Below are 17180 nucleotides of genomic sequence, written 5' to 3'. Positions count from 1 at the left end.
GGTAGACGCGGGCGGCCTCGATCCGCACGGTGTGCGCGGCCAGCGCCTCCGGGACGTCGTCGAAGACGGCCGCGGTGATCAGGACCTGCTCGTAGTCGGCGACCACCGAGGCGAGGCGCTCGCGTCGACGCGCGTCCAGCTCGGCGAAGACGTCGTCGAGCATCAGCACTGGATCGCCCATGGGGGAGTCGCGCCGGAGCAGCTCCGCGGCGCCCAGCTTCAGCGCCAGCGCGAACGACCAGCTCTCGCCGTGGCTGGCGTAGCCCTTGGCCGGCAGCGCGTTCAGCTCGAACTGCACGTCGTCGCGGTGCGGGCCAACGAGGGAGACGCCCCGGTCGAGCTCGCGCCGGCGCACCCCGGCCAGCGCGGACGCGAACGCCTCCGCCAGTCCCTCGCCCGCCGCCGGTGACGCGGCGCCCGGCTGCTCCACGGGCTCGCCGTCGTCGTCGACCGCGCCCTCGATGCTCAGGCGGGAGCGGAGCACCGGACGCTGATCGGCACCGGCGACCGCCTCGTACGCGGCGCGCACCGGTCCGCTCAGCTCCTCCACCAGGGTGAGGCGCGACTGCATGATCTCGGTCCCGAGCGCGATCAGGCGCTCGTCCCAGATGTCGAGGGTCCCGAGCTTCGAGGGGTCCCGGACGCCGCTCGCCCGTGCGGACTTGAGCAGCGAGTTGCGCTGGCGCAGCACCCGCTCGTAGTCGGCCTGGACGGCGCTCATCCGCGGGGAGCGGAGGATCACCAGCTGGTCGAGGAAGCGGCGGCGGGCCGACGGGTCGCCGCGGATGAGGAGCAGGTCCTCCGGGGCGAACAGGACGCTGGAGAAGAAGCGCGGGAGCTCGCGCGGCTTGATCCCGCCGCGGTTGATCTGCGCGCGGTTGGGGGAGGAGCGGTTGATCTGCACCTCCGCCAGCAGGTCGCGCTCGCCGTTGCGGAGGCGGGCGCGCACCACGGCGCTGTCCCGGCCGGCGCGGATGAGCGCCTGGTCGCTCGACACGCGGTGCGAGCCCAGAGTGGAGAGGTAGCCGAGCGACTCGACGAGGTTGGTCTTGCCCTGGCCGTTGCGGCCGACGAAGAGGTTCGGTCCGGGCACGAGCTCGACGTCGACCGACTCGTAGTTCCGGAAGTCGCTGAGCGCCAGCTGCGTCACCTGCACGTCGCGCTCCTCTCCTCCACCCGTCGTCGCGGGCCTTCACTGCACCCCCGCGGGCTCCTCGCCCGTCTCGATCGGGCCGATCCGCCCGTTCCGGCGCCCGCCGACCGCTCTCCCACTGTCGGCCAGGCCTTCGTCCCGGATCTCGGTACGCCCCTGCCGGGCTACTCGATCGCCATGACCGGCGGCACCCGTCCCTGCCCTGCGAAGGCGGCCGAAGGCCCGCCGCCCGGTCCTCCCCTGCGAAGGCGGCCGAAGGCCCGCCGCCGCCCGACGTCCGGAGCGAGGTGGAGGCGGCCGGAGGCCCGCCGCCCCCGTGAGAGCATCCCTGCCTCACGGGGGCGGCGGGCCGCAGACCGCCGTCCGTCACCGGCTCTGCAGAACGCGCCCGCCTCCAGAAGCCGACCGCCGTGAGGACTGCCGGAGGCAGTCCTCACCAGCCGACTCAGTCGACCGCTTTCACGGAGTGCCCGCCGAACTGGTTGCGGAGCGCTGCGACGGCCTTCATCGCGGGGGAGTCCTCCTGGCGGGAGACGAAGCGGGCGAAGATCGAGGCGCTGATCGTGGGCACCGGGACTGCGTTGTTGATGGCCTCCTCGATGGTCCAGCGGCCCTCGCCCGAGTCCTGCACGTAGCCCTCGATGTTCTTGAAGTCCGGGTCCTGCTCGAGGGCGCGGACGAGGAGTTCGAGCAGCCAGGAGCGCACGACCGTGCCGCGCTGCCAGGCCTTGAAGGTGCCGGTGACGTCCTTGATGATGTCGCTGCGGGTCTCGAGCAGCTCGTAGCCCTCGGCGAACGCCTGCATCAGGGCGTACTCGATGCCGTTGTGGACCATCTTCGCGTAGTGGCCGGCGCCGACCTCGCCGACGTGGACGAAGCCCTCCTCGCGGGGGCCTTCCGGGCGCAGCGCGTCGAAGACGGGCATGGCGTACTCGACGAGCTCCTTCGGGCCGCCGACCATCAGGCCGTAGCCGTTCTGCAGTCCCCAGACGCCGCCGGAGACGCCCGCGTCGATGTAGTGGATGCCCTTGGGCTTCAGCAGCGCGTCGTGCTTGAAGTCCTCGGTGAAGCGGGAGTTGCCGCCGTCGATGACGAGGTCGCCCTCGCTGAGCTTCTCCGACAGGTCCTTGACGACCGCGTCGGTGATCTCGCCCGCCGGCACCATCACCCAGACGATGCGGGGCGAGGGGAGTGCGGCGATCATCTCGTCGAGAGAGGCCGCGTCCGAGACGTCGGGATTGCGGTCGTAGCCGGTGACCTCGAGCCCCTTGGAGCGGAGGCGGGAGCGCATGTTGTCGCCCATCTTGCCGAGGCCGACGAGTCCGATGTGCATGGTGAACCTTCCTGGATTCGTTGTCCGGCGGGCGAGCGCTCGTCGGGAGCGGGGCGATCGCGGCTCTGCGATCCGGGGAGTGGTCAGCGCAGCAGCAGGTTGGGCTGGAGCAGGTAGCGGTAGCTGTCGCTGCCGGGCTGCTCCCGCGAGGTCTGCGCGGTGATCAGGACGGGGCCGGGCTTGTTGGGGTTCTCGGTCTTCGTGAACGCGATGCGCACGAACTCCGAGTGGACGGCGGCGAGGCCGTCGAGCAGGAACTGCGGCTTGAGGGAGACGACCACGTCGTCGCCGGTCACGATCGCGTCGATGCTCTCGGACGCCTGCGCCTGCTCCGAGCCGATCGCCTCGAGGGTGAGGCCGTCGCTGCTGAAGCTGAAGCGGAGTGCCGCCTCGCGCTCGAGCACGAGCGAGACGCGACGGGTGGCCTCGATGAGGTCGCTGGTCGACATGACCGCGTAGTTCTCGACGGAGGCGGGGAAGAGGCGTTTCACGGGCGGGAAGTTGCCCTTGATCAGCAGCGAGGTGACGGTCTTGCGGTCAGCGGTGAAGGCGATCAGCTCGCGCTCGTCGCGGTTGGTGATCGCGACGGAGACGGTGCCGGAGTGGCCGAAGGTCTTGCCGACCTCCTGCAGCGTGCGCGCGGGAACGAGGGCGGTGAGCGGCTGAGTGGGCGCCGGGTTGTCCCCGTTGTCCCAGTCGATCTCGCGGACGGCGACGCGGTAGCGGTCCGTCGCGACGAGGCCGATCGTGTTCTCGGTGATCTCGAGCTGCACGCCGGTGATGACGGGGGTCACGTCGTCACGGGAGGCGGCGACCGCCACCTGCGAGACGGCGGCCGCGAAGGCGTCGGCCGGGACGAGGCCGGTGGAGGCGTCGATCTCGGGGATGCTCGGGTACTCCTCGACGGGCATCTGCAGGAGTGTGAAGTGCGCCGAGCCGGCCGAGACCGAGACGCGCGACTCCTCCGTGGCGATGCGCACGGGAGCGTTGGGGAGGCGGTTCGCGATGTCGGCGAGCAGACGGCCGGAGACGAGCACAGTCCCCGTCTCCTCCACGTCGGCGGCGATCTGCGTCTGCGCGGACACCTCGTAGTCGAAGGAGGACAGCGTCAGACCCTCGGCGGTCGCCTCGATGAGGACTCCGGAGAGGATCGGCAGGGTCGTGCGCTGCGGAAGCAGCTTGACCGCGAAGGACACCGCCTCGCTGAAGACATCGCGGTTGGCTTGGAACCTCACGAGTACACCCCTGACGAGTCGCGGACGAAGACCGTCGCCCATCGTACCCGCCGGGCTCGGCGAGCTCGGAAGGGGGTGGACCGCCGAGCACTGCCGAGCCGCTGTGGAGAGGTTGCCGGTCGAGGCTTCATTAAAGAGAGAACTGCGTTAACAGTGTTAACACGTGTGGAAACTGTGGAAAACGTTCGAGACCCCTACTCCTGGGTGGGATCGGAGGGACCCGTCCCTGTGGAGGGAGTGTGAGCGCGCCCGTGGACGCCCTGTGGAGCGATCCGGGCCGACCGGTCGCCCTCCACAGGCGGGCCCTCCCGGCGCACAGTCCCGAGGCGGTTGTCCACAGTTATCCACAGGTTCCTCACACTGTGGAAATCGGCCTTCGGAGGCGCGCGAGGCGGCGTGTCCGAGGCGCGCTCGACAGGTCGAGGGAGTCAGCGGACGACGTCTCCGGTCACGACGGAGGCCGTCGAACGCGGCCCCCGCCGTCCGAGCGGCGCAGAAGACGACGGCCGCTCCCTCTCCCCCGCGCTGCTCCATCGGTCGCCGTGAGCGCCACTCCGTGCTGGTCGAGGCGCCGCAGCGCGGCGTACCGGGACCCTCCGACAGGACGGTCTCTCCGATCTCGACGCGCGCCGACACCGTTCAGTGCGTCCTGCTCCTCGCGGCGCGACCACCGTCGCCTCCCCTCAGGCGAGGAGGGATGCGGCGACAGCCGACCAGCGGGCACGGACGTCGATCGGCCCCGGGGCGCACCACCTCACGACGGGCGGTACCGGGGGCCGTCCGACCGCCGGCTAGCGGTTCGTCTTGATGCGGGTGGTCAGCTCGGTGACCTGGTTGTAGATGCTGCGGCGCTCCTTCATGAGCTCCGAGATCTTCTTGTTCGCGTACATGACGGTGGTGTGGTCGCGGTTGCCGAACAGCTGGCCGATCTTGGGCAGAGAGAGGTTCGTCAGCTCACGGCACAGGTACATGGCGATCTGGCGCGCGGTGGCGACGGCCTGCGAGCGAGACGAGCCGTAGAGGTCGTCGACCGTGAGCTTGAAGTAGTCCGCGGTGTGGTTGATGATGTCGACCGGCGAGATGACGTTGTCCTCGTCGAGCGTGATCAGGTCCTTCAGCACGGTCTGCACGAGCGACATGTCGACCGGTGTCCGGTTCAGGCTCGCGAACGCGGTGACGCGGATGAGCGTCCCCTCGAGCTCGCGGATGTTGCTCGACACCTTCGACGCCATGAACTCGAGGATGTCGTCGGGCACGAGCAGCTTCTCGCTGACCGCCTTCTTGCGGAGGATCGCGATGCGGGTCTCGAGGTCGGGAGCCTGCACATCGGTGATGAGGCCCCACTCGAAGCGCGAGCGCATCCGGTCCTCGAAGCCCGTCAGGGCCTTCGGCGGCAGATCGGACGTGATCACGACCTGCTTGTTGTGGTCGTGCAGCTGGTTGAAGGTGTGGAAGAACGCCTCCTGCGTCTCCGCCTTCCCCTGCAGGAACTGGATGTCGTCGATCAGGAGGATGTCGACGTTGCGGTAGCGGCCGTGGAAGGCGTTGCCCCGGTTGTTCGCGATCGAGTTGATGAAGTCGTTCGTGAACTCCTCGCTCGAGACGTAGCGCACGCGGATCCCCGGGTAGAGGCTCATCGCGTAGTGGCCGATGGCGTGGAGGAGGTGCGTCTTCCCGAGCCCGGAGTCGCCGTAGACGAAGAGCGGGTTGTAGGCCTTCGCGGGAGCCTCGGCGACGGCGACGGCCGCGGCGTGCGCGAACCGGTTGGAGCCTCCGATGACGAAGTTGTCGAAGCTGTACTTCGGGTTCAGCCGGGTGTCGGTCGCCGGCACGGTGCGCAGCTCCTCGACCCCGCGGGTCGGCGCGACCGTCGCCGAGGAGGCGGTGATCGGCTCGAACGGGTTCACCGACTCCTGCGACGACGGGGAGCTGAGGGGCTCGTGCTCGATGTCGGGGTTCACCACGAAGGCGAACGTGGTGACGCCGAAGGAGTCGTCGAGGGTCCCGATCGCGCTGAGCAGGGGCACGCGCACGCGCTGCTCGAGCATCCCGCGGGTGAACTCGTTCGGGACCTCCAGGTAGAAGGTGCCCGCCATGATGCCCTTGGGCTCCACGAGCGAGACGAACCCGTAGAGGGGAGCGGTGATCCGCTCGTCCTGGGACAGTGCGCCGAGGATCACGTTCCAGGCGTCGACCATCGACGTGTCGTCTGCCATCTGTCTCCGGTCCTGGGTGCTGTCGCTGTGAAGTCGCTGCGGGATCGCCGCCTCCGCCGGACCCGTCGCCGCCCGCTGCAGGGGCGTCGCGGACCGGGCGCGGAGCCGGGGTCTCGAGTGCCGCTCTCTCCACAGGGTTGTCCACCGGCCTCGAGCGATGCCTGTGCGGGCGCGGGAGGACGCGGATCCCACCTGTGGATAACTGCGGCTCAACACCGTAACGAACGGAGCCGACGGGAGACAAATCCACCACAGCGACACCCGCGTGTCAATGCGCGGAACCCCGTGCCCCGTGTGCATGATCGAGGTTTCGCGCCGTCCACATTTGACCGGTGGCGGAACAGGCCGTAGTTTAAATCAGTTGACGCCTGCCCGGTGTCGTCCGTGCGGCCCTCGCAGGCCGAGCGGATTCCGCAGCCGGGCACCCCTTCTTCCCGGAGGATCCGAGTCTCCGCCCGAGCGGGTGGTGCCGGTTCGCGCCGCGGAACACGTACGTGGAGATCTGATTATGAGCAAGCGAACCTTCCAGCCGAACAACCGTCGTCGCGCCAAGGTGCACGGCTTCCGTCTGCGCATGCGCACCCGTGCCGGCCGCGGCATCCTCAGCGCGCGCCGCGCCAAGGGGCGCACCGAGCTCTCCGCCTAGCAGCGAGCGGTACCGACCAGCGGTGCTGGCCAAAGCCAATCGCATCGTCCACGGAGGCGAGTACCGGACAGTCGTCCGTCGCGGTGTGCGGTCCACAGGACCGCACACCGTCACGTATGTCCGCCGGTCCTCCGCGGGCGGTCCGGCGCGGTTCGGGTTCATCGTCGCGAAGACGGTCGGCACCGCGGTGACGCGCAACACCGTCCGCCGTCGGCTCAAGGCCGTGGCGTTCGAGCTCGTCCCCGAGATCGACCCCGGCACCGAGGTCGTCGTCCGCGCGCTGCCCGGCAGCGCCGACGCGCCCTGGTCCGAGCTGCGCTCCGAGGTGTGGTCCGCGATGGCGCGAGCCGCGCGGAAGAGCGGGGCGTCCTCGTGACCGTCGTACTCCCCCGCCGCGAGGCGCCGCTCGTCCGGCTCGGGTGGGCGATCCTCCTGCTGCCGAGGAACATCGGCGTCCTGCTCCTGATCGTCTACCGGGCGGTCGTGTCCCCTCTCTACGGGGACGTCTGCCGTTACTACCCCTCGTGCTCCGCGTACGCGCTCCAGGCGGTCCAGCTCCACGGGCTCGTCCTCGGCTCCGTCCTCGCGGCCCGCCGTCTGCTCCGCTGCCACCCGTGGGCGGCCGGCGGCATCGACGACGTCCCGACCTCGATCCCCCTGCACCGACCGGCTTCCGGCCGGACCCGCTTCGCCGTGACGCGAGCCGGGTTCGTCGTGGGCCCTCGAAAGGACTGACCCCACTCCATGGACCTCCTCGGCACGATCCTCTGGCCCCTCAAGTGGGTGGTCGAGCTGCTCCTCGTCGCCTTCCACCAGCTGCTGACCTTCACCGGCATGGAGGCGGCCGCGGGAATCACCTGGGTCCTCTCGATCGTCGGCCTGGTCATCGTCATCCGCGCCGCGCTCATCCCGATCTTCGTCAAGCAGATCAAGAGCCAGCGCCGGATGCTCGAGGTCGCACCCCAGCTCAAGAAGATCCAGGACAAGTACAAGGGCAAGCGCGACCAGCTGTCCCGCGAGGCGATGTCCCGCGAGACCATGGAGCTCTACAAGAAGACGGGCACCAACCCGCTCGCCTCCTGCCTGCCCCTGCTGATCCAGATGCCGATCTTCTTCAGCCTGTTCTCGGTGCTGAACGCGGCGCAGCACAGCCAGAAGGGCGTCGGACCGCTCGACGAGACGCTCGCCCGCCAGTTCGGCGAGGCGAACCTCTTCGGCGTCGCACCGCTGCACCAGTCGATCCAGGGCGCACTCGCCGAGGGCGGCCAGGAGCCGGTCATCATCATCGCGGTGATCATGGTCGTCCTCATGACCGCGTCGCAGTTCATCACCCAGCTGCAGATCGTCTCGAAGAACATGTCGCCCGAGGCGAAGGCCTCGCCGACGTTCAAGCAGCAGCGGATCCTGCTCTACATCCTCCCTCTCGTCTTCGCCTTCTCGGGCTTCGCCTTCCCCCTCGGAGTGATGTTCTACTGGCTGACCTCGAACATCTGGACGATGATCCAGCAGTTCATCGTCATCCGGAACATGCCCACCCCGGGCAGCGAGGCCGCCAAGGCCCGCGAGGAGCGTCTGCGCCGCAAGGGCAAGCTGGTCGAGGAGACCACGGCCGCCGGCGACGTCACCCTCGTCGAGAAGAAGGCCGTGCAGCGCACGCAGCCCGTGAGCAGGAACCGCTCCAAGAAGCAAGCCGGAAAGAAGTAGAGCCGTCATGACCGATCCGATGCAGACCATCACCGACGACGCGTCCGCACCTGTGGACGCCGACGCGACCACCGCCGACGAGGCGCCCGAGTCCACGCTCTCGCAGCTCGAGGACGAGGGCGACGTGGCCGCCGACTACATCGAGGAGTTCCTCGACATCTGCGACCTCGACGGCGACATCGACATCGAGGTCCGCAACGGCCGCGCCTACCTCTCGGTCACCGCCTCGGGTGACACCAACCTCCGGGTGCTCTCCCGCCCCGACGCCGTCCAGGCGCTGCAGGAGCTCACGCGCCTGGCCGTCCAGACGAAGACGGGCGCTTTCTCCCGCCTCATCCTCGACATCGGCGGCTCCCGCGACGCCCGCGAGGCGGAGCTGGCCCAGCTGGTCGACCGCGCGATCGAGCGGATCGAGGACGGCGCCACGTCGGCCTCGCTCCCGCCCATGTCGTCGTACGAGCGCAAGCTGGTCCACGACATGGTGGGCGAGCGCGGCTTCGTGTCGGAGTCCCGCGGTGAGGCGCGCGAGCGCCACACCGTCATCACCCGCGGCTGAGCGGAGTGGAGTCGACCCTCGAGCCCGAGCCCGCAGCCGCTGCGGCGATCGCCGGCGACCGATTGCCGCTCCTGCGGCGCTTCACCGAGGCTCTGGCCGCCCAGGGCGAGGAGCGCGGCCTGATCGGGCCGCTGGAGCTCCCCCGGCTCTGGACACGGCACGTGCTCAACAGCGCCCTGGTGGCCCCTCTCCTGCGTCCAGGACTCGTGGGTGACGTCGGCAGTGGCGCGGGCCTTCCCGGGCTCGTCTTGGCCATCGTGCGGCCGGACGTCCGGTTCGTGCTCATCGAGCCGATGGAGCGTCGCGTCGTCTGGCTCCAGGAGCAGGTCGACGCACTCGGACTCGAGAATGTCTCAGTTCTTCGTGCGCGCGCCGAGGAGGCGCAGCTCGCGGAGCCTCTGAACCAGGTGACCGCCCGGGCGGTCAGCGCCCTCTCGAAGCTGATCCCGCTGACCGCGCCGCTGCTGCGTCGCGGAGGCGAGCTGGTGCTCCTGAAGGGCATCAACGCCGAGAAGGAGATCGAGGCGGCGGCCCAGCAGATCCGTCGCTTCCGGCTCTCCCCGCCGGAGGTCGTCGTGCTGGGCGACGGCGTGCTCTCCGAGGTGACGAGGGTCGTCCGGGCTACAGTGGGTTGATCGCCACGACGCCGCAGTGAGCCCCCGACTCCTCGTCCGTCGACTCCTCGGTGCTGCTGTCCGTCCCACTCGCTGAGCGAAGGTTTCACGTGAAACAACCCGATTCCGCCGGTCTGACCGGAGGCTTCGACTCCTCGACTCCCCTGGCCCGGGAGATCGCGGACATGACCCGCCGGCGCGCACTGCTGAACGCTCAGCCGCTGCCGAAGCCCGAGTCGACCCGGGTCATCACGATCTCGAACCAGAAGGGCGGCGTCGGCAAGACGACGACGACCGTCAATCTCGCCGCCGGGCTCGCCCGCGGCGAGGCGAAGGTGCTCGTCATCGATCTCGATCCGCAGGGCAACGCGTCGACGGCCCTGGGCATCGAGCACCGTGCCGAGACGGCCAGCGTGTACGACGTGATCGTCAACGACACTCCCCTCGCGGACGTGGTGCAGAAGAGCCCGGAGTTCTCGTCTCTCTACGGTGTGCCGGCGACCATCCACCTGGCCGGCGCCGAGATCGAGCTGGTCTCGCTTGTCGCGCGGGAGCAGCGGCTCCGCCGTGCGCTCGACCGCATGCTCGACACCATGGACGAGCCGTTCGACTACGTCTTCATCGACTGTCCGCCGTCGCTCGGTCTGCTGACGATCAACGCTTTCGTCGCGGCTCGCGAGGTGCTCATCCCGATCCAGTGCGAGTACTACGCGCTCGAGGGGCTCAGCCAGCTGCTCAAGAACATCGACTTGATCGAGCGGCACCTCAACCCGAACCTCGGTGTCTCGACGATCCTGCTGACCATGTACGACGGCCGCACGAACCTCTCGCAGCAGGTGGCAGCGGATGTCCGGGAGCACTTCCCGAAGGAGGTGCTGCGCGCGGTGATCCCGCGCAACGTGAGGATCTCGGAGGCGCCGAGCTACGGGCAGAGCGTGATCAGCTACGACCCGCAGTCGTCTGGTTCGCTGGCGTATCTGGAGGCCGCCGCGGAGCTCGCGCGGCGCGGAGCCCGCAGGACACTCGAGACGGCACACGAAGGAGAGGCACGCTGATGGCGACCAAGCGCACGGGACTCGGCCGGGGGATCGGCTCGCTCATCCCGACCAGCGACGAGTCGCGCTCCCGGCCCGTCGACGTCTTCTTCCCTGATCAGGTCGGCGATTCGGCACGCGCCGAGGAGCTGCTCGAGGTCCCTGGAGCGCGCCTGGCGCGACTCCCCCTGGCCGACATCACCCCCAACACGGCGCAGCCGCGATCGGTGTTCGACGAGGACGACCTCGCCGAACTGGTCCACAGCATTCGCGAGTTCGGGGTGCTGCAGCCGATCGTCGTCCGGCCCGTGACGGCCCGTGGCGGAGCGAAGTACGAGCTCGTCATGGGCGAGCGCCGTTTCCGCGCCTCGAAGGCCGCGGGACTGACGACCATTCCAGCGGTCGTCAAGGACACGGCCGACGAGAACATGCTCCGCGACGCACTGCTGGAGAACCTGCACCGCGCCGACCTCAACCCGCTCGAGGAGGCGTCGGCCTACCAGCAGCTCCTCAGCGACTTCGGGATCACCCAGGAGGCCCTGGCGACGCGGCTCGGACGCTCGCGGCCGCAGATCTCGAATACGCTCCGTCTCCTGCGCCTGCCGGCCGATGTGCAGGCCCGCGTCGCTGCCGGCGTCCTGACCGCGGGACACGCGCGCGCTGTTCTGTCGCTCGACGACGTCGACCTGATGCGCCGCCTGGCCGACAAGATCGTCCACGAGGACCTGTCCGTCCGCTCTGCCGAGGCTGCGGCCGCGCAGATGAAGGCGCCGCGGACGACCGCGCGTCCCGTGGTGGAGGAGCAGGGCGGGCACTCCGGGCACCTCTCGTCGATCGCGGATCACCTCGGCGACCGGCTGAACACCCGCGTCAAGGTCACTCTGGGTGCCCGCAAGGGCCAGATGGTCATCGACTTCGCCACCATCCAGGACTTGAACCGCATCCTCGCCGAGATCGGCGAGCCCACCGAGGTGTCGCTCGCTCCGTAGGGAGTCGGCCCGGCCGCGGAGTTTCCTGTGCACCGCGGCTGATGAGGACACGGTGATGCTGCGCCCTCGGCGATAGTCGCGATGGCGGCGGTACCCGCTCCCCTCTTCATCACCGTGTCAATGAGACCAGGGCGCTTGTGGCGAACGACGAGATGCCCTGTGATGTGGGCATTCTCGCAGAGAATGTTTCTCGGTGATCGGTAAACCCTGCTCGTTGGCACGTCTCTCTTGTCGAGAATCCCGGGTTTCAGTAGTGCTTCACTGATTCAGGTCGTGATGGCGACGACCTCGCTACGGAACGTCCGTCGGTGTTCGTCGGCCATCCGGTCAGTGGATCTCTGCAGAAATTTGCTCAGGGCGCTTTTCTGGTGTTTGAAGAGGAGCCGGATGCCCTGATCAGGGCCGGCTGCGCTCAGCTTTCATCGCTCACGGGCGTCCGGATCGGGCTCGGCGACTCGCGGCCCAGCGCAGGACGATTGGCTGAAGGAGTCACGTCCAGCCGAGTGAGGCCTCTGGTGCGGATGCGCGATGTTGACCGGCGGCGACCGGCCGCTCGAATGTTTCACGTGAAACGGGTTCCGGCCCTCAGCGGGAGTCGGGAGGTCTCGGTGCCCGTCTACTCTGCCTCGTGCGCGACGGACCTGTCACAGACCCGACGAGTCGACGAGCGGTGAGGGGGCGAGATGAAAGCGGACGGTAGGGCGCTTCAATGTCTCTGATCAGAGTTGGTCCGCCCGTAGTCCCATCATCGACAGGCCACTGTGCAACCAGGGCACCAGTAGCGAGCGATGCGAGTGCCACCGGGGAAACCGTTTCACGTGAAACGGTGGAACGGGGGTAGACACCACTACTGGAGAGCGGCCAGCTTGCAGTTGCCAGAACCTGGCCTCGGCTTCTCCTTTCTCGTCAGGAGTCGCGCTGGTCTGACTCGCCTCGCTCCGCAGCTAAAGGAGCGTTTCACGTGAAACGCACCCGGCCTGGAACTCTCGATGCCCACACGGACGGTCGGCGAGCTGACAGCGATCGGGAGCTCGACGGTAGTCGCGACGAGACTGATCGAGGACTAGACAGTGACTCCTAGTCAGGACGGACTAGTGAGTTCAAAGAATTCAGCTGTCTCATGTCCCTTCGTACTGTCAGTCTCGAGACGCCACAGTGCGTCTCCGCGGTCAGAATGTGGCCGAGCCAGCTGCTCATGGGTGGCGAACCACCTTCGTTGAACAAGGCCTGAGTGGCGTTGATCCTGACTATCGCTAGCGCGTCGTGCGGCTGCTCGACCGACATGGCGAGGGGATACACGAGTCGATGGGTGCCGATATTCGGAGCAGACGATCCCGAGCAGGGCACTGACAGAGGGACGGAGGGCTCTCGATAGGTCGCTACATCGCTAATCGACCGGCATGTCGTCGGCCACACGGAGTCGATGGGAGCCGATCTCCGGTTCGAGGCTTTGACTGACCTGCTTCTCGCTGAGGGATGAACGGTTCGCGGCGCGCCGCAATTCGGCTGGTCGACCGCATGGCGGCGGCTGCGTGGGTGGACAGGACTCGTTCGGCGGACAGGTCCTTGCCCGAGCTGGCGTGGGGGGGTGACGGCCGGGGTCTGGATAAGCGGTTGGGCGTCTCCTTGACCAGGCTTGCGATGGAGAGCGCGCCATCGGTGGATCTCGATACGCCGCGACGCGGCTACTCGGCGAGCATCAGCCGACTCGATGATGGAGTCACTGTTCCCTGACCCGAAGAAGGCTCGTCGAAGAGCACCGTTTCACGTGAAACGGAGCGGAGTCAGGACGCGGCGAGCTTCGCGAGAGTGGAGTAGACGTCGCCGAGGTAGCGGCCCGACGCTTCGATGGCCTGGGGAACGAGCGACGTCTCGGTCATTCCGGGCAGGACGTTCGCATCGAAGAACCAGGGGAGTCCGGCCTCGTCGATGATGAAGTCGAGCCTCGACAGGTGGCGGAGCCCCAGCAGTTCGTGTATCGCCACGGCCACCCGGGACACCTCCTCCGTGATCTCCGGAGCGATCCGGGCGGGGGTGTAGAAGTGCGTCTCCCCCGCGTTGTAGCGCGCCTCGAAGGTGTACTGCCCGGCGACGGGGGCGATCTCCACCGGAGGCAGGGCGAAAGGTCCGTCGCCGAGGTCGAGAACGCCGACGGAGACCTCGGTCCCCTGGATCTGCTGCTCGATGAGCACGACGTCGCCATAGGTGTACGCCTCGACCATGGCTCGCGGGAGCTGCGACGAGTCCGACACGATGCTGACACCCTGGGCCGAGCCGCCCTGGGCCGGCTTCACCACGAGGGGGCCCGGCAGGTGGGCTTCGACCTGCTCCAGGATTCCGGCGGCTCCGAGCTCGCGGAAGGTCTCGCGGGGGAGAGTGACGGAGCGCGGAGTCGAGAAGCCGGCGCGGGCGACGAGCGTCTTCGCGGTGGGCTTGAACCATGCCAGGCGCGCCGCATCCGTCTGCGAGCCGACGTAGGCGAAGCCCGCGGCCTCGAGGAGCCCGAGGAGCGCTCCGTCCTCACCGCTCGCTCCGTGCACGGCGGGCCAGACGACGTCGGGACGCTTCCGCAGGAGCGTCGAGAGGAGCCCGGCGTCCGGTTCGTGCAGGGAGACGCGGTGGCCCATGGCGGAGAGACGGTCCGCGACGCGGCGGCCGGACCGCAGGGAGACGTCGCGCTCGTGACTGATGCCACCGCTGATGACGACGATGTCGAGAGTACGGTCGAGCACAGAGAAATCGGTCATGACCAGGGCTTTCTTATCGAAGGAGCGGTGTCAGGAGACGTTGGGAGGCAGGACGGCGTCGCGCTTGCTCGCGTCGGCGCTGCTCAGCCGGCCCGTGCCCGCGAAGGTCGACAGCAGGTCGAGCTCCCCGTTGATGACCGTGGCGAGGCGGCGGATCCCGTCCCCGATGCGCTCCGGCGTCGGGTAGCAGAAGGAGAGGCGGATGTTTTGGCGTCCGTCTCCGTTGCCGTAGAACGCGGTACCCGGTGTGTAGGCGACGAGCTCCTTCACGGCACGCGGCAGCATAGCCTTGGAGTCGAGCTCCTCGGGCAGCGTGACCCAGACGTAGAAGCCGCCGTTCGGGTTCGTCCAGCTGAGGCCGGGCAGATGGGTCTGCAGGCCCTTCAGCATCGCTTCCTTGCGCTCGCGGTAGACGCCGCGGAAGGTGTCGATCTGTCCGCGCCAGTCGGCCGTCTCGAGGTACTTCGAGATGACCAGCTGACTGAAGGACGACGGGCTGAGGACAGCCGCTTCGTTCGCGAGGATCAGCCGCTCACGGATGGCGTGCGGGGCGAGAGCCCAGCCCACGCGGAATCCGGGAGCCAGAGTCTTCGAGAAGGTGCCGAGGTAGATCACTCCGTCCTCCTCCAGCGAGCGCATCGCCTTCGGCGGGACGTCCTCGAAGTAGAGGAGGCCGTACGGGTTGTCCTCGAGCACGAGGATGCCCTCGGACTTGCAGATCTCGAGGATCTCGACGCGGCGCTCCCAGCTGAGGGTCACGCCCGCCGGGTTGTGGAAGGTGGGGATCATGTACAGGAACTTGATCGTCCTGCCGGCGGCGCGCACGCGAGCGATGTGCTCGCGGAGGGCTGCGGGGATGAGCCCGTGCTCGTCCATCGGGACGTGCTCGACCTCGGCCTGGTACGACCGGAAGATGACCATCGCCGTGACGTAGCTGGGGCCCTCGGAGAGGACGACGTCCCCCGGGTCCAGGAACAGCTTCGAGACGAGCTCCAGCGCGTGCTGAGAGCCCGTGGTGACCACGATGTCGTCCGCGCTGGCGGAGATGCCCTCGAGGGCCATCACATCGAGGATCTGCTCCCGCAGGACAGGGACGCCCTGGCCCGAGCCGTACTGCAGCGCGACGGGCCCCTGCTCCCTCATCACGGTGTCGATGGCACCGGTGATCAGGTCCTGGGGGAGCGCGGACACGAACGGCATCCCGCCCGCGAGCGAGACGACTTCGGGGCGCGACGCGACGGCGAACAGGGCTCGGACCTCGCTGGCGGCCAGACCGGCCGTGCGCTCCGCGTAGGAGTTGTACCAGGGGTCGAGGTTGGTGCCGCGGTTGGTCACGATGGTTCCGCTTCGCTCAGTGGACGGGGTCTCTCCGGCCGGAGCCGGGTGGATCCACAGTACCGGCCGGTCCTGTGCTGCGGCGGGGCGGTCGGGCGCCACCGCAGGGATCGTGGCCTGCGCCTCAACGGGTCTGTTTCACGTGAAACAGGCCGAGGAACGAGGAGAGCCCCCGTCACGACGTGACAGGGGCTCTCGGAGACCGCGCGGGGCGGTCAGGGGGTGCGGACTCAGAGGAACGCGGCCAGGTCGGCCTCGAGGGCCGGCTTCGGCTTGGCGCCTATGACGGTCTTCACGACCTCGCCCTTCTGATAGACCTTCATCGCCGGGATCGACGTGATCTGGTACTTCGCGGCGGTCTGCGGGTTCTCGTCGACGTTCAGCTTGACGATCTCGATCTTGTCGCCGTGCTCGGCCGAGATCTGGTCGAGGATCGGCGCGACCATGCGGCACGGGCCGCACCACTCGGCCCAGAAGTCGACCAGGACGGTCTTCTCGGAGTCGAGGACGTCGGACTGGAACGATGCGTCGGTGACGCTCTTCGCGGTGGACATGGTGTTCTCTCCTTCACGAGTCGGCGGGCTGCCGGCTCCGATGTGCGATGACCGGACGGTCAGCGGGTGATGAGCTCGGCCCGGGGTGAGCCTTCGGTGTGGGCGGTGCCATCGGCGAGAGCAGCGAGGTAGTGCTCCGCGTCGAGGGCGGCGACCGTTCCGGATGCCGCGGCGGTGACGGCCTGACGGTACGTCGGGTCGATCACGTCGCCGGCGGCGAAGACGCCGGGAACGGAGGTCTGGGAGGAACGGCCGACCACCGAGATGGTGCCCTCGGTGGTGAGGTCGAGCTTGCCGTGCACGACGTGCGTGCGCGGGTCGTTGCCGATCGCGATGAACAGGCCGTCGAGGTCGAGGTGGGACTCGGTGCCGTCGACCGTGTCGCGCAGCTTCACGCCGTCGACGTGGTTCTCGCCGGTGATGCCGGTGACCTCGGCGTTCCAGACGAACTCGATCCTCTCGTTGTCGAAGGCGCGCTTCTGCATGACCTTCGAGGCGCGGAGCGAGTCCTTGCGGTGGATCACGTAGACCTTCGCAGCGTGCTTGGTGAGGAAGGTCGCCTCCTCCATCGCGGAGTCGCCTCCGCCGACGACGGCGATGGTCTTCCCCTTGAAGAAGAACCCGTCGCAGGTGGCGCACCATGAGACACCGTGTCCCGAGAGGCGGTCCTCGTCGTGGAGGCCCAGCTTGCGGTAGGCGGATCCGGTCGCGACGACGACGGTCCTCGCCTCGATGCTCTCGCCGGAGCCGAGGTGGACGGTCTTGACTTCGCCCTCGAGATCGAGGGAGGTGACGTCGTCGTAGAAGGTCTCTGCGCCGAACTTCTCGGCCTGGGCCTGCATCGAGGTCATCAGCTCAGGACCGAGGACGCCGTCGGGGAAGCCGGGGAAGTTCTCGACGTCCGTCGTGTTCATCAGGTCGCCGCCGATCTCGACCGACGAGGCCACGACCACCGGGTGCAGTTCGGCGCGCGCCGCGTAGATGGCGGCGGTCCAGCCGGCGGGGCCGGATCCGATGATGACGATGTCGCGCACGGCAACTCCTCGGGGTCTGTACGAGCGGTG

General features: G+C 68.4%; 15 protein-coding genes and 1 pseudogene. 8 read left to right on the top strand and 8 right to left on the bottom strand.

Annotated elements, in window-relative coordinates:
• Positions 1 to 4 precede the first annotated feature (4 nt).
• From recF to dnaA, 4 genes and pseudogenes are all read right to left on the bottom strand, one after another.
• Positions 5 to 1156: pseudogene (gene recF, locus C5D08_RS01420) on the bottom strand (DNA replication/repair protein RecF); the annotation flags it as partial.
• Positions 1157 to 1598: 442 nt separating this feature from the next.
• Positions 1599 to 2486 carry a phosphogluconate dehydrogenase (NAD(+)-dependent, decarboxylating) gene (gene gnd / locus C5D08_RS01415; RefSeq protein ID WP_104222677.1) on the bottom strand — a complete coding sequence of 296 codons (888 nt, stop codon included), beginning with the start codon at positions 2484 to 2486 and terminating at the stop codon, positions 1599 to 1601.
• A gap of 83 nt (positions 2487 to 2569) precedes the next feature.
• Positions 2570 to 3721, bottom strand: coding sequence for a DNA polymerase III subunit beta (gene dnaN, locus C5D08_RS01410; protein WP_104232992.1), 1152 nt, complete (start codon positions 3719 to 3721; stop codon positions 2570 to 2572).
• Positions 3722 to 4512: 791 nt separating this feature from the next.
• Entirely contained in the window at positions 4513 to 5817 is a 1305-nt protein-coding gene (gene dnaA, locus C5D08_RS01400; protein WP_374953958.1) for a chromosomal replication initiator protein DnaA, read from the bottom strand.
• Between the two features lie 628 nt (positions 5818 to 6445).
• On the opposite strand from dnaA, the gene rpmH reads away from it, so the two are divergent.
• From rpmH to C5D08_RS01360, 8 genes are all read left to right on the top strand, one after another.
• A complete protein-coding gene (rpmH, locus tag C5D08_RS01395) occupies positions 6446 to 6583 on the top strand; it encodes a 50S ribosomal protein L34 (protein ID WP_055784512.1) in 138 nt (45 codons plus the stop codon).
• Positions 6584 to 6605: 22 nt separating this feature from the next.
• Positions 6606 to 6959: a ribonuclease P protein component gene (rnpA, locus tag C5D08_RS01390; RefSeq protein WP_104275482.1), complete on the top strand. Its 354-nt coding sequence runs from the start codon at positions 6606 to 6608 to the stop codon at positions 6957 to 6959.
• Entirely contained in the window at positions 6956 to 7318 is a 363-nt protein-coding gene (yidD, locus tag C5D08_RS01385; protein WP_258067185.1) for a membrane protein insertion efficiency factor YidD, read from the top strand. Before rnpA ends, yidD begins: the two co-directional genes overlap by 4 nt.
• A gap of 9 nt (positions 7319 to 7327) precedes the next feature.
• Positions 7328 to 8287 carry a membrane protein insertase YidC gene (yidC, locus tag C5D08_RS01380; RefSeq protein ID WP_104275481.1) on the top strand — a complete coding sequence of 320 codons (960 nt, stop codon included), beginning with the start codon at positions 7328 to 7330 and terminating at the stop codon, positions 8285 to 8287.
• 7 nt (positions 8288 to 8294) lie between these two features.
• Positions 8295 to 8843: a R3H domain-containing nucleic acid-binding protein gene (locus C5D08_RS01375; RefSeq protein ID WP_258065251.1), complete on the top strand. Its 549-nt coding sequence runs from the start codon at positions 8295 to 8297 to the stop codon at positions 8841 to 8843.
• Between the two features lie 5 nt (positions 8844 to 8848).
• The gene (gene rsmG, locus C5D08_RS01370; protein ID WP_104275480.1) at positions 8849 to 9478 is read left to right on the top strand and encodes a 16S rRNA (guanine(527)-N(7))-methyltransferase RsmG; all 630 of its coding nucleotides are present in this window, start codon (positions 8849 to 8851) and stop codon (positions 9476 to 9478) included.
• 89 nt (positions 9479 to 9567) lie between these two features.
• Positions 9568 to 10512 (top strand): ParA family protein, encoded by a 945-nt coding sequence (locus C5D08_RS01365; protein WP_374953957.1) that lies wholly within the window; start codon positions 9568 to 9570, stop codon positions 10510 to 10512.
• Complete coding sequence (locus tag C5D08_RS01360; RefSeq protein WP_104275478.1) at positions 10512 to 11480, top strand: ParB/RepB/Spo0J family partition protein; 969 nt, start codon at positions 10512 to 10514, stop codon at positions 11478 to 11480. Before C5D08_RS01365 ends, C5D08_RS01360 begins: the two co-directional genes overlap by 1 nt.
• Before the next feature lie 1784 nt (positions 11481 to 13264).
• Here C5D08_RS01360 and C5D08_RS01355 read toward each other — a convergent pair.
• From C5D08_RS01355 to trxB, 4 genes are all read right to left on the bottom strand, one after another.
• Positions 13265 to 14227: an ATP-grasp domain-containing protein gene (locus C5D08_RS01355; protein ID WP_104275477.1), complete on the bottom strand. Its 963-nt coding sequence runs from the start codon at positions 14225 to 14227 to the stop codon at positions 13265 to 13267.
• A 30-nt stretch (positions 14228 to 14257) separates the two neighbouring features.
• A complete protein-coding gene (locus tag C5D08_RS01350) occupies positions 14258 to 15562 on the bottom strand; it encodes a PLP-dependent aminotransferase family protein (protein ID WP_104275476.1) in 1305 nt (434 codons plus the stop codon).
• Positions 15563 to 15792: 230 nt separating this feature from the next.
• Positions 15793 to 16116, bottom strand: coding sequence for a thioredoxin (gene trxA, locus C5D08_RS01345; RefSeq protein ID WP_104222687.1), 324 nt, complete (start codon positions 16114 to 16116; stop codon positions 15793 to 15795).
• Between the two features lie 59 nt (positions 16117 to 16175).
• A complete protein-coding gene (gene trxB, locus C5D08_RS01340) occupies positions 16176 to 17150 on the bottom strand; it encodes a thioredoxin-disulfide reductase (protein ID WP_104275475.1) in 975 nt (324 codons plus the stop codon).
• Positions 17151 to 17180: the final 30 nt, after the last annotated feature.

Origin of the sequence: Rathayibacter sp. AY1B6, assembly GCF_002932755.1 — a bacterium.
Lineage (GTDB): Bacteria > Actinomycetota > Actinomycetes > Actinomycetales > Microbacteriaceae > Rathayibacter.
This window is presented reverse-complemented; position numbering and strand designations above follow the sequence as displayed.

What these genes read in the sequence shown, in the direction of transcription:
- C5D08_RS01375 (WP_258065251.1), top strand. Translation starts at nt 8,295, where the DNA reads ATGACCGATCCGATGCAGACCATCACCGACGACGCGTCCGCACCTGTG.
- gnd (WP_104222677.1), bottom strand. Translation starts at nt 2,486, where the DNA reads ATGCACATCGGACTCGTCGGCCTCGGCAAGATGGGCGACAACATGCGC.
- dnaA (WP_374953958.1), bottom strand. Translation starts at nt 5,817, where the DNA reads ATGGCGGGCACCTTCTACCTGGAGGTCCCGAACGAGTTCACCCGCGGG.
- C5D08_RS01360 (WP_104275478.1), top strand. Translation starts at nt 10,512, where the DNA reads ATGGCGACCAAGCGCACGGGACTCGGCCGGGGGATCGGCTCGCTCATC.
- rpmH (WP_055784512.1), top strand. Translation starts at nt 6,446, where the DNA reads ATGAGCAAGCGAACCTTCCAGCCGAACAACCGTCGTCGCGCCAAGGTG.
- trxA (WP_104222687.1), bottom strand. Translation starts at nt 16,116, where the DNA reads ATGTCCACCGCGAAGAGCGTCACCGACGCATCGTTCCAGTCCGACGTC.
- yidC (WP_104275481.1), top strand. Translation starts at nt 7,328, where the DNA reads ATGGACCTCCTCGGCACGATCCTCTGGCCCCTCAAGTGGGTGGTCGAG.
- C5D08_RS01355 (WP_104275477.1), bottom strand. Translation starts at nt 14,227, where the DNA reads ATGACCGATTTCTCTGTGCTCGACCGTACTCTCGACATCGTCGTCATC.